The sequence below is a fragment of the Terriglobales bacterium genome (assembly GCA_035691485.1).
Classification (GTDB): Bacteria; Acidobacteriota; Terriglobia; order Terriglobales; family Acidobacteriaceae; genus JAIQGF01.
This window is the reverse complement of sequence record DASSIZ010000061.1, coordinates 24,627-36,510: the sequence shown is the minus strand read 5'-3', so window position 1 is coordinate 36,510 and position 11,884 is coordinate 24,627. Positions and strand designations below refer to the sequence as shown.

Genomic DNA, 11,884 nt, shown 5'->3' with positions numbered 1-11,884 from the left:
CGTTGTCCTTCGGAAGGATGACTTCGAACAATCCCGCGCGGTGTGCGGCGAGGAGCTTCTCTTTCAATCCGCCGATGGGAAGAACTTTGCCGCGCAGCGTAATTTCGCCGGTCATCGCGATATCGCGGCGAACGGGAATCTTGCTCAACGCGCTGGCAATCGCTGTCGCAATGGTGATGCCCGCCGACGGGCCATCTTTCGGGATGGCGCCTTCAGGCACGTGCACGTGAATATCGAAATTGCGATAGAAGTCGCGCGTCAATCCCAGGCGCTGAGCCCGTGAGCGGATGTACGACATGGCCGCGTGCGCCGACTCCTGCATCACGTCGCCGAGTTTGCCGGTCAGCGTGAGCTTGCCCTTGCCGTCCACTACGGTGGCTTCGGTCGAAAGAATCGAGCCGCCCACTTCGGTCCATGCCAGGCCCGTGACCAAACCCACTTCGCTCTTCTCGTGCGCCAGCGTGTCGCGGAACTTGATCACGCCGAGGAAGTCGTTGACGTTCTCGCCGGTGATAGTAGTGGCGTAATTCGTGCCTTCCTTCACCACCTTGCGCGCGACCTTGCGGCAGACGTTGCCGATTTCGCGCTCCAGGTTGCGGACGCCAGCTTCGCGAGTGTAGTTGCGGATAATGCCGGTGATGGCGTCGTCGGTGAAGACGCAGTTCTTGTCGGTCAAGCCGGCCTGGTCGCGCTGCTTGCGGACCAGGAACTGCTTGGCGATCTCGACCTTCTCGTCCTCGGTGTAGCCGTGCAGGCGGATGACTTCCATGCGGTCCAGCAGGGCCGGCGGAACCGTGTGCAGCACGTTGGCGGTGGCGATGAAGAAGACCTGGGAGAGGTCGTATTCGACGTCCAGGTAGTGGTCCACGAACATGTAATTCTGCTCGGGATCGAGAACTTCCAGCAGCGCCGCCGACGGGTCGCCGCGGAAGTCCATCGACATCTTCTCCACTTCGTCGAGCATGAACACCGGGTTCTTGGTGCCGGCTTTTTTCATCATCTGGATGATCTGGCCGGGAAGCGCGCCGATGTAGGTGCGGCGATGGCCGCGGATTTCGGCTTCGTCGCGCACCCCGCCCAGAGACATGCGGACAAACTTGCGGCCGGTGGCTTTGGCGATCGACATGCCCAGGGAGGTCTTGCCGACTCCCGGGGGGCCGACAAAGCACAGGATCGAGCCCTTAGGATTTTTCACCAGCTGGCGCACGGCGAGAAATTCAAGGATGCGTTCCTTGATTTTCTCCAGCCCGTAGTGATCTTCGTTCAGGACCTTTTCCGCGCGATCGATGTTCCGGATCTCCTTGGAGCGTTTCTTCCACGGCACCGCCAGCAGCCAATCCAGGTAATTGCGGGATACGGTGGACTCGGCCGACATCGGCGGCATGGCTTCCATCTTCTTCAATTCCTGCATCGCCTTGTCGTGCACGTCCTTGGGCATGCCGGCGGAGTCGATCTTCTTTTTCAGTTCGTCCCACTCGCTCTTTTCGCCGCGGCCCAGTTCTTTCTGGATGGCCTTGATCTTTTCGTTGAGGTAATACTCCTTTTGCGCGCGCTCCATCTGCCGCTTGACGCGGGACTGGATGGTGCGATCCATGTTCAGCTTCTCGATCTCAATCTCCAGCACGTCGGCAATGCGGTTCAGCCGTTCGGCGGGATCGAAGATCTCCAGGAGTTCCTGCTTTTCCTCGATGGAAAGCTGGAGGTTGGCGGCGATGGTGTCGGTGAGTTTGGCCGGGTCCTCCATGCGGACGGCGGCGATCATGGTCTCGTAATTCAGCGACTGGCAGAGCTTCACGTACTGCTCGAACAGCGAGGTCACCCGCTGCATGGCCGCTTCCAGTGCCGGAGAAGGCTCGGCGGCGTACTTGACGGTGCGGATGGTGGCTTCCAGGTAGCCATCAGCCTCGCCAATTTGCAGCACCTTGCCGCGCTCGATGCCCTCTACCAGGACTTTAATGTTGCCGTCAGGAAGCTTGAGCGACTGGACGATGTTGACGACCGTGCCTACTTGATAGAGTTCGTTGGGCTTGGGCTCGTCGATGCTGGCATCGTGCTGGGTGGCGAGGAAGATTTTTTTATCGGCGGCCAGTGCCTCTTCCAGGGCACGCACGCTGGACTCACGGCCCACCACGAACGGGGTCATCATGAAAGGGAAGATGACCACGTCCCGGATGGGCATCATGGGCAACTTACGTGTCTCGAACTTTTCCTTGGTCTGGTTCACTCGTCCGCCTTTGTCCTGGGATACTGCGACACCTGGCCCCTCACGGACCGGCACCGTGTCGCTACTCCCTGACATTATAAATGGTCGGGCCCCGGCGCAAGTTGCTCCGAAGGTGCTTGGCGAAAATTTAGCGGTTGCAACCAGCAATGGGGTGTGCTGCAACGGGATTAAGCGTATGTGCAACTTGTTGCGTGCGCGGAGTCATCCGGCCCGCTCGCCACCTGGAACCTGCGAGGCTGGCGCGAAAAAGGGTCGTCGCGAGCGGATTTGGACAGGCCTGTAGAATTGTCGCGTCGAATGCGTGTGCTTTCCCAGTTCCTGGCAGTCTGCCTGTGTCTCTGCGTGATGGCAGCGGCGCCGGCCGGACTGCGCGCGGAGAAAATATCCGATATTCACCCCAACAACTATGTCACCGACCTCTCGCAGGCGATTGACGAGCCCACGGCGGCGCGGATCAATGGCTTGTGCGCCGAGGTGGAGCAGAAGACGAGCGCGCAAATTGCCGTGGTCACGGTGCAGTCGCTGGAGGGACGACCGATTGAAGACTACGCCGTGGACCTGTTCAAGCACCTCGGGGTCGGGCGCAAAGACAATCGGGGAATCCTGTTGTTGATCGCGCCCCGGGAGCGGAAGTACCGCTTCGAAGTTGGCTACGGCCTGGAACCGGTAATCAACGATGCTCGCGCCGGAGACATCGGACGGGCGATGGTGCCGTTGCTTCGCCAGAATGATTACAGCGCCGCGACGGAGCTGGCGGTGCAACGCGTAGCCGGGTTGATCGCGTCCGACCGCGGCGTCAGTCTAGACCAGCGGCCCGCACCGGCAAGGGTGCCGCAGCCGGAGCCGAATTCGGGGCTCCCGGCGTGGGCGATCTTGATCCTCATCTTCGGTGTGTTCTCCGTCATCCGGGTGCTGTCGCGCTTGGGAGGGCAGCGCCGCAGTCCCGGCTGGTGGTGGATGGGGCCGATGGGTGGAGGTTGGGGCAGCGGCGGCGGGTCCGGTGGTTTTGGCGGCAGCTCAGGCGGCTTTGGCGGCTTTGGCGGCGGCGCCAGCGGCGGAGGCGGCGCCAGTGGGTCCTGGTAGGCGGGGATGAGATGAAAGAACGAGAGCTGACGGATTTTTGCCAACGGATGCAGGCCGCGGCCAAGGAAAACCTTGACTCCATCGTGCTCTATGGCTCGGCCGCGCGCGACGATTTCAGCGAGCAATATTCCGACCTCAACCTGCTGTGCATCGTTCGCAATGCCGGCACCAAGGAGCTGGAGCGCCTGGCGCCGGTGGTGGAGTGGTGGACGAAATCGCTTGCATGCCGGCCGCCTCTGATCCTGACCGAACCGGAATTGAGCGGCTCGGCCGACGTCTTCGCCATTGAGACGCTGGACATGAAAGCCGAGCACCGCATCCTGGCCGGACGGGACGTGCTCGCCGGCATCGAAGTCCGGATGAACCTGCACCGGGTGCAGTTGGAGCACGAGCTGCGAACCATGATGATGCGGCTGCGGCAGCATTACGTGCTGTTCGCCGGCCACGATGAAAATCTGAAAACAGCATTGGCCAAGTCGGTGTCGAGCGTTGTGGTCATGCTGCGACACGCCGTGATTGCGCTGGGTCAGGCGCCGCCGACGGGATCCAAACGGAACCAGGTGGCGCAGGCCGCCAGAGTTCTCGGCGTGGATGCGGCCGCGATTGACGCGGCACTGGACTTGCGCGAAGGGCGAAAGCTCGAGGGTAGCATTCGCGAACTGTACGACCGCTACATGCAGGCTATTGCCGCTGTTGTTGAGCGCGTGGATACGGCCGCGCCCAAGCAGCAGTGGCAGCGGGCCCGCTAAGAATGCAGGCTGAGAGCAGAAAGGATTCGTTGCCATGAAGAAAGTAGCCGTCATCGTTCTGCTGGTGATCGTGGTGCTGGTGATCTGGGTGGGATCAACCTACGCCGGCCGGCGCAATGAAATGGTGCGCAAGCGCGAGCAGGTGAACGCCGCCTGGTCGCAGGTGGACGTGGTCTTGCAGCGGCGCGCCGACCTGATTCCGAACCTGGTGGAAACGGTCAAGGGATTCGCGGCGCAGGAGCAAACCGTGTTTCGCGATATCGCCAACGCGCGCGCGGCGCTGATCTCCGGTCGAACACCGCAGGACAAGATTGCCGCCAATGCGCAACTGGACAGCGCGCTCGCCCGCCTGCTGGTGGTGGTGGAAAACTACCCGCAACTGCGCTCGAATGAAAATTTCCTGCGCCTGCAGGACGAACTTGCCGGCACCGAGAACCGAATCGCGGTGGAGAGGCGCCGTTACAACGAAGTGGTGCAGGACTACAACACCTACATCGCGCTGTTTCCCAACAACATTGTTGCCGGCATGAGCGGCTTCAGCCGCAATGACGCTTATTTCAAGGCGGAAGAAGGATCGCGGCAGGCGCCGCGCGTACAGTTCCCGGGAGCATCGCCGCAGACGAGCACGCCGGCGCCGCAACCGGCGCGCTGACCCAATTTAGGGCTGCAGCGTCACTTCGAAAGCACCGGTGTTGTTGACCGTGAGGCGCAGCTCCGCCTCGTCTAAACTGGATCGTTCCGCCCTGCGGCATGACGTCACAAGCGACAACAACGCGTAAAAGATGGTTCCTGGCGGCCGCCATTGTGTTCGCCGCGGCGACCATTTTCTACAGTGCCGCATGGATGTATTACGTCCGGCTGCAACCCGGGGTTGAGCTCGGACTCGACACCACGCAAACAGCCACCGGCTACGTCATTGACCGGGTCTACGCGAAAAGTCCGGCCGAAGCCGCCGGACTGAAAGTGAAGGATGAGATCAGGGCGGTCAACGGCAAACCGGTGGCTCGAAACGGTTTGTTGACGGAAGCCTGGCTCAAGGGACGCCCCGGGGACCAGGTGGTGCTCACCATCGCGCGCAGCGGTGAGCCGCAACCGATTACGATTCGTGCAACGTTCCGCAAGGCGGGTGAAACTGTGCCGCGCGTTTCATGGGCAGTTGCGGCCGCGAACCAGATCACCGGGTCGTTTCCAATCCTGTTTTTGATTGTTGGACTGGTGGTGCTTTTCCTGCGGCCCGAGGACCGCAACGCCAGGCTGCTGGCGCTGTTCTTTGCCAGCGTCATCGCGGCGGCGGATGTGCCTGGGACCGTGGTTGCGGCGCCGCTCCAAGTGCAGCCTTTCCTGAAGGCTTACCGCACCGTCTTCGATACCTTGCTCGCCGGCTTTTTCTACTACTTCTTCGCCGTGTTTCCTTCGCGCTCTCCGCTGGATCGCAGGGTGCCATGGTTGAAGTGGCTGCTGATCGTTGCGCTCGCGCTGTTGGGCTTTGGGGGAGTCGGTACTGGGACCACCCGGCCGCTGCCGCCACTTGAAACCGCGATGGGCTCGGTGGTTTCACGGTATCTGTGGCTAACCGTTGTCTACTCCGCCATGGCCCTTGGGTTCATTTCCCTGGCCTGGAATGCCATCGCCACCCGCAGCCCGGAGGATCGCCGCAAGCTCAAAGTTGTTTTTTGGGGAACGGTTGTCGGTCTTTTCCCGGTGGTGATCTTCCGGGGCGTTCACGATTTCTTCGGTTGGAATCCCCCCTTCTGGCTGGACTTCGCCGTGGTCAGCCTGGCGTTCCTGTTCCCCCTCTCCTTCGCCTACGCCGTCGTCAAGCACCGGGTGCTGGATATCCCGGTGCTGCTCAAGCGCAGCGCGCGCTATCTCATCGTCGAGCGCGGGTTTGTGGCTTTGCTGCTGGTCCTCGCCGCGGTGGCGACCATCCTGCTCGCCAACGCTTTCGCGGCACGCTTCGCCTTTGACGCGAAGGCGGCGATCCCGGTGGGCGCGACGTTCGGAGTGTTGCTGATCACGGCCGGAGACCGAGTCCATCGTCACGTGCGCAAGCGCCTGGATCGCGTCTTTTTCCGCAGCGCATATGACGCGCAGCAAATCCTGGAAGAACTTGCCGCGCGCACGCTGGCCGTGAGCACCCGCCAGGACCTGGCAACTTTGCTGGAGCGGCATATCCGCGAGGCGCTTCACCCGCAGTCGCTCGCTGTCTATTTGCAGGCTCGCGATCATCGGCTGGTGGCCCAGGCCGCGGGAGCCGAACAGGTGCTGGCGCCGGAACTGGCGCTCGCGGCGTCAGACAACGGCACGCAGCCGGTCGAACTGGATCCGGAAACTGCGGCGCCGGATTCGTTCGGTCTGCCGCGCGCGGAGTGCTTGGTTCCCATCCGCGGGTCGCAGGATGGCGGCCTGCAGGGCCTGGCGGTCCTGGGGCCGCGCCTTTCCGAAGAACCGTATTCCAGCACCGACAAACGGCTGCTGGCATCGGTGGCAACGCAGGCCGGTATTGCCATGCGCAGTATTGCGCTGGCGGAAAACATGGCGGAGCGCATCGAGGCGGAGCGCCGCTCGGCGCAGGAGATGGAAATCGCGCGGCAGGTGCAAGCCAAACTTTTGCCGCAGCAAGCGCCCTTGCTGCCGACGCTGGATTGCGCCGGCGCATGTATCCAGACGCGCGCCGTGGGCGGTGATTATTACGACTTTCTCGACTTCGGCTCCGGCCGCCTGGGCTTGGTGCTCGCCGACATTTCCGGCAAGGGAATTTCCGGCGCGCTGCTGATGGCGAACTTGCAGGCGAACCTGCGCAGCCAGTATGCGCTGGCGCTGGAAGATATTCCGCGGCTGCTGTGCTCGGTCAACCACCTTTTCTACAAGAACACGGAAACGCAGCACTATGCGACCGCGTTTTTCGCCGTCTACAACGAAGCCAACCACATGCTGCGTTACGTCAATTGTGGCCACAATCCTCCCATCCTGCTGCGCGCCAGCGGGGAAGCGGAGCGCCTGGAGGCCACCGCCACCGTGCTCGGCTTGTTCGAGCAGTGGGATTGCGAGGTGGACCAGCGCCAGCTTTTTCCCGGCGACGTGCTCGCCATCTACACCGATGGCGTGACGGAATCGGTGGGAGCACAAGAGGAGGAATACGGCGAGATCCGCTTGCTGCGGACCTTGGAGAGCAATTGCCGGGAGTCGGCGGCCGGAATGCTCAACGCGGTGATTGCCGACGTGCAGCGCTTCACCGTCGGCGAACAACCGGACGATCTAACGCTGGTGATCGCGCGCTGCGTCGAATCCAGCGCAGCACTTTAAGGACACGTGCCGAAATTGCGAATCCCACTCAAGCCAAAAGCCGGTTGGAGTGGCACATTCCGCTCCGCCTTGCAATGCCTGTCCCTTCGACCTACACTGCTTCGTTTTTCGTGAGGTCATCATGAACCTGGGTCGCGCCAAGCTCCTCTTCATCCTCACCATCTGCAGCGCGATTGTATTTGCGCAATCGGCGCCGCCGGCATCGACAGCGGTTATCAAACCCAACGAAAACCTGGTGGCCGAGGGCATTCCTCCCATTCCCGTCTCCATTGCCGAGCAGGCCGGCCGCTACTCCGAGGTGCGCAGCGCCTTTCTGGGCTCGTGGAACCCGCGGCAGCGCGAGATGCTCATCCTCACGCGCTTCGGCGACACCAACCAGGTACACCTGGTGAAGATGCCCGGCGGGGCGCGCTCCCAGCTCACGTTTTTTCCCGATCGCGTCTCCGGCGCGCACTTTGAGCCCACGAAAGGGAACTACTTCATCTTCGGCAAAGATATCGGCGGCGGCGAATGGTTCCAGCTCTACCGCTACGACATGGCGTCCGGCGACATCACGCTGCTTACCGACGGCAAGTCGCGCAACCTGGATTCGCTGTTTTCCCATGCCGGCGATCGCCTGGTTTACACCTCGACACGCCGCACCGGCAAGGACACGGACGTGTGGATCATGGACCCGCTCGATCCGAAATCCGACCGCATGCTGTTGCAGTTGCAGGGCGGCGGCTGGCAGCCGGCGGCGTGGTCGTTTGACGACAAGCAGATCCTGCTCATCGAGGGCATTTCAGCCAACGAGACCTACCTGTGGCTGGTGGACGTTGCCACCGGTCAAAAGAAACTGCTGACGCCCAAGGGCGGCGCGGAGAAGATTTCCTACCGAGACGGAGCCTTCGCCAAGGACGGCCGTGGTGTGTACGTGCTGACCGACAAAGATTCGGAGTTCCATCGCCTCGCCTATGTCGATCTGCCCTCCATGCAGCACACCTACCTGACGACGGAGATTCCGTGGGACATCGATAACCTGGAGATCACCGAAGATGGCCGCCTGCTGGCTTTCGTCTCCAATGAAAACGGCGCCAGCGTGCTGCACGTCATGGACACGGCGACGCGCAAGTTGAAGCCCGCGCCCCAGCTGCCCCTGGGCGTGATCGGCGGCCTCCGATGGCACAGGAACGGGCGCGACCTGGGTTTCTCGATGGCTTCGGCGCGCACCCCGTCGGACATTTATTCGTTGGACGCGCAGTCAGGCCAGGTCACGCGCTGGACTTACAGCGAAACCGGCGGCCTCAATACGCAAAATTTCTCTGAACCGCAGTTGATCAAGTGGCGCAGCTTCGACGGCCGTGAAATCTCCGGCTTCCTCTATCGTCCTCCGGCCCGGTTCACCGGCAAGCGGCCGGTGATGGTGAACATTCACGGCGGGCCGGAGGGCCAGTCGCGGCCCGGATTCATCGGCAGCAACAACTACTACATCGGGGAGCTAGGCGTCGCCATGATTTTTCCGAACGTGCGCGGCTCTACCGGTTTCGGCAAGACCTTCCTGAAACTCGACAATGGCATGAACCGCGACCAAACCTTCAAGGACATCGGGGCGCTGCTGGACTGGATTGCCACGCAGTCCGACCTCGACAGCAGCCGGGTCATGATTACCGGCGGCAGCTATGGCGGCCTGATGACTTACGCCATCGCCACCTTCTACAACGACCGCATCTGCTGCTCGCTGCCGGTGGTTGGCATCACCAGCCTGGTCACGTTCCTGGAGCACACCGAGGTTTACCGTCGCGATCTTCGCCGCGTCGAGTACGGTGATGAGCGCGATCCCAAGATGCGCGAGTACATGACGAGCATTTCCGCCTTTCAGAACGCGGACCGGATTCGGAAGCCGCTGTTCGCGGTGGTCGGCAAGAATGACCCGCGCGTCCCCTTCACCGAGTCGGTGCAGATGATGGACAAGCTGAAGCAGAACGGCGCGCCGGTATGGTTTCTCATCGCCAACGACGAAGGCCACGGATTCGCCAAGAAAAAGAACCAACAGTTCCAGTTCTTCTCCACCATCATGTTCGTGCGCCGTTTCCTGTTGAAGGAACAGCTGGCGCCTGCCGCCGGGAAATGATTGCGGGTAGCGGCGAATTTCAATAGTTGACGATAAATCGACTAATGAGATGGTCCGCCGCTGGTCATGCCTCGATGGCGTGATGCAGCAACTCACAAGCGGAGGATCATCACATGCAGATCGCGTCGGTTGGAATCGAGCACGCGCGGATCATCATCATGGCCCAGAGAAAAATGCTCCATTGTTTACGTTGACTGTGCCTTCGGCTCGCAACTCTTCTTGCAGTACCGCGGCGGACCATAGAATATTGTAAGGAATCCGCCGCTGGACCCCCGTTTCGGGATTACTTACCTGTTATCGCTCCTTGAGCGCTTGAGCGGCTCACACGCACTCTCGCTCACTGCATCCTAGATAAATGCGGCAACCGCCGTCTGGATGGCTGCGTGGGGACCTCAACTCAACAGCAACTAAGAGCGCTGTTATTTGCCGCAGCGATCGCCTGGCTGGCGCTGGGCTACATTCATTGCGGCGCCGCTTCGGATCTCGGCACGGTGCAGCCAAAAAACCTGTGCAACTGCCTGCCGGTTGAGCCTGACATCGCCGATTACCGTCACGCCGCCAAGCACGTTGCCATCCCGAGCATGACGCCGCAGGAAATTACGGTGGCCACCATGCTGGGTTGGGACCAGGGGCTTCCGGCTCTGCCGCCGGATGCGCCGCGATCCGGACGCGAGCTGCAGGTGTTCCACATTGCCAAAGCGTATGTGCAGAGCATTGCTCTCAATGGCGGAGACTGCGATGTCGTCGTCGAAGTTTCCGACATGCCCGACAAGACTGCGCCGCGCGTGATCGTCGAAACTCCTGTTGACAGCGAGTACTGCAGCGCGCGCACCAACCTGCAGACGCAATTGTCGCAGCATGGCTTTCAATTCGACAACCAGCATGGCGGCGAGCTGCCGCAGGCCCTGCCGGCAGAAATTCTCGGCATGGCATTCGAGGACTTCGAGCACGACCGTGGCAGTGCCCAAGTCGCGACGTTGTGGGAGTTACACCCTGCGACTGTTACCTTGCTGCCCTAAAGTTGCACGCCATTTCGCTTCGGATAACGAGGGTGAAATCGACTCACTGTAAGTTACGATTCTGCACAAACAGCAGTGCAACACTTACTTCTGCTTGGGGAATGCATCGGGAGACCGACTGCAAGACGCGTCCTCCTTTCTATTGGTCGCGACTAAACCCCTGCTTCGTTCATCCAACTGTCCATCAACCCCGGCATGCGAAGGAGATGAATTATGAAAGCAGTTGTTGTCCACCAATATGGCGGTCCCGAAGTGCTGAAGTTCGAGGAGTACCCTGATCCGGTGCCCGGTCCAGGAGAAGTGCTGGTGCGGGTCGCTGCCACCAGCGTGAATCCGGTCGACTACAAACGTCGTGCCGGGCTAACGAAAGACTTCTATCCCATTAAGTTTCCGGGATTGATGGGAGTCGATATTGCGGGAACTGTCGTAAAGGTTGGGCCCGGTGTGGAAGGCTTTTCTATCGGCGACCAGGTGTTCGCAATAGCGGACGGCACGTACGCCGAACTCTGCGTCGTGAAGGCAGCGAGCCTGGCGAAGATTCCCAAGGGACTCGATTTGATCCAGGCGGCCGCGCTTCCGCTGGTGACAACGACCGGCAACGAACTAATTTCTGCAACAGGAATCAAATCGGGCCAGACGGTACTCGTGGCAGGTGCCGCAGGAAATGTAGGCCGTTCGGCCGTTTTCACCGCGAAGCAACGCGGAGCGACCGTGATTGCAGGCGTTTTGAAAAAGCAGATGGAAGTGGCGAAAGACATCGGCGCGGATGAGGTGGTAGCGACCGACGACGACTATGGGATTGCCAATCTACCGCCACTGGATGCCGTTGCTGATACGGTCAACGGCAAGACCGCCGAAAAGTTGATTGCCAAAGTCAAGCAGGGAGGAGTGTTTGCGTCGGTTCTCGGAGCACCGCAGAATGCCGAGAAGTTCCCCTCAGTGAAGGTGATACCGGTGTATGCGACACCTGATGCGAAGACTCTCCAGTTCATGGCCGAAGCGGTTCGAGATGGCAAACTGGTGATTCCAATTAGCCGGAAGTTGCCACTCAGCAACGCAGGCGAAGCTCAAACCGCTGCGGAAAAGGGTGGTATTGGGAAGGTCTTGCTGGTGGCTTGACATTCTTTAAACTTCAAACATCACACGACCGCTTGGTAGGCGCAATGCATTGTTGCGTCTAGGCGAACCACTGCCCACGACAAGGCATGTCGCGCTGATTACCGCTGACGGGTTGCTCGTTATTCGGGAGTGGCGCGATCGATTCTCCTCCCAAAGGGACACCCCCTTAGAAACCGTCGCGAGTGACCCCAACTCTACTATGCTGCCGTGGCGCAATGCGGAGGGCGGCGACGTTCGTCGTCGCCGCCTCGCTTAATTCGACCCTAGGTTTTCG

8 protein-coding genes are annotated in these 11,884 nt (G+C 60.9%); 7 read left to right on the top strand and 1 reads right to left on the bottom strand.

Annotated elements, in window-relative coordinates; all coding sequences use genetic code 11:
• Nucleotides 1-2,182, bottom strand: a 2,182-nt coding sequence (gene lon, locus VFI82_07795; protein ID HET7184573.1) for an endopeptidase La, incomplete at its 3' end; no start/stop codon positions are given.
• Between the two features lie 339 nt (nucleotides 2,183-2,521).
• Between lon and VFI82_07790 the strand changes: the two genes are divergently transcribed.
• The 7 genes from VFI82_07790 to VFI82_07760 all read left to right on the top strand — a co-directional run bounded on the left by VFI82_07790 (nucleotide 2,522) and on the right by VFI82_07760 (nucleotide 11,610).
• Nucleotides 2,522-3,307, top strand: coding sequence for a TPM domain-containing protein (locus tag VFI82_07790; protein HET7184572.1), 786 nt, complete (start codon nucleotides 2,522-2,524; stop codon nucleotides 3,305-3,307).
• Between the two features lie 11 nt (nucleotides 3,308-3,318).
• Entirely contained in the window at nucleotides 3,319-4,056 is a 738-nt protein-coding gene (locus VFI82_07785; GenBank protein HET7184571.1) for a nucleotidyltransferase domain-containing protein, read from the top strand.
• Nucleotides 4,057-4,090: 34 nt separating this feature from the next.
• Nucleotides 4,091-4,708: a LemA family protein gene (locus VFI82_07780; GenBank protein HET7184570.1), complete on the top strand. Its 618-nt coding sequence runs from the start codon at nucleotides 4,091-4,093 to the stop codon at nucleotides 4,706-4,708.
• A 98-nt stretch (nucleotides 4,709-4,806) separates the two neighbouring features.
• Nucleotides 4,807-7,362, top strand: a complete 2,556-nt coding sequence (locus tag VFI82_07775; protein HET7184569.1) for a SpoIIE family protein phosphatase — start codon at nucleotides 4,807-4,809, stop codon at nucleotides 7,360-7,362.
• A gap of 121 nt (nucleotides 7,363-7,483) precedes the next feature.
• Nucleotides 7,484-9,472, top strand: coding sequence for a prolyl oligopeptidase family serine peptidase (locus VFI82_07770; GenBank protein HET7184568.1), 1,989 nt, complete (start codon nucleotides 7,484-7,486; stop codon nucleotides 9,470-9,472).
• Nucleotides 9,473-9,855: 383 nt separating this feature from the next.
• Complete coding sequence (locus VFI82_07765; GenBank protein HET7184567.1) at nucleotides 9,856-10,491, top strand: hypothetical protein; 636 nt, start codon at nucleotides 9,856-9,858, stop codon at nucleotides 10,489-10,491.
• Nucleotides 10,492-10,704: 213 nt separating this feature from the next.
• A complete protein-coding gene (locus VFI82_07760) occupies nucleotides 10,705-11,610 on the top strand; it encodes an NADP-dependent oxidoreductase (protein HET7184566.1) in 906 nt (301 codons plus the stop codon).
• Nucleotides 11,611-11,884: the final 274 nt, after the last annotated feature.

What these genes read in the sequence shown, in the direction of transcription:
- VFI82_07790 (HET7184572.1), top strand. Translation starts at nt 2,522, where the DNA reads ATGCGTGTGCTTTCCCAGTTCCTGGCAGTCTGCCTGTGTCTCTGCGTG.
- VFI82_07785 (HET7184571.1), top strand. Translation starts at nt 3,319, where the DNA reads ATGAAAGAACGAGAGCTGACGGATTTTTGCCAACGGATGCAGGCCGCG.
- VFI82_07780 (HET7184570.1), top strand. Translation starts at nt 4,091, where the DNA reads ATGAAGAAAGTAGCCGTCATCGTTCTGCTGGTGATCGTGGTGCTGGTG.
- VFI82_07775 (HET7184569.1), top strand. Translation starts at nt 4,807, where the DNA reads ATGACGTCACAAGCGACAACAACGCGTAAAAGATGGTTCCTGGCGGCC.
- VFI82_07770 (HET7184568.1), top strand. Translation starts at nt 7,484, where the DNA reads ATGAACCTGGGTCGCGCCAAGCTCCTCTTCATCCTCACCATCTGCAGC.
- VFI82_07760 (HET7184566.1), top strand. Translation starts at nt 10,705, where the DNA reads ATGAAAGCAGTTGTTGTCCACCAATATGGCGGTCCCGAAGTGCTGAAG.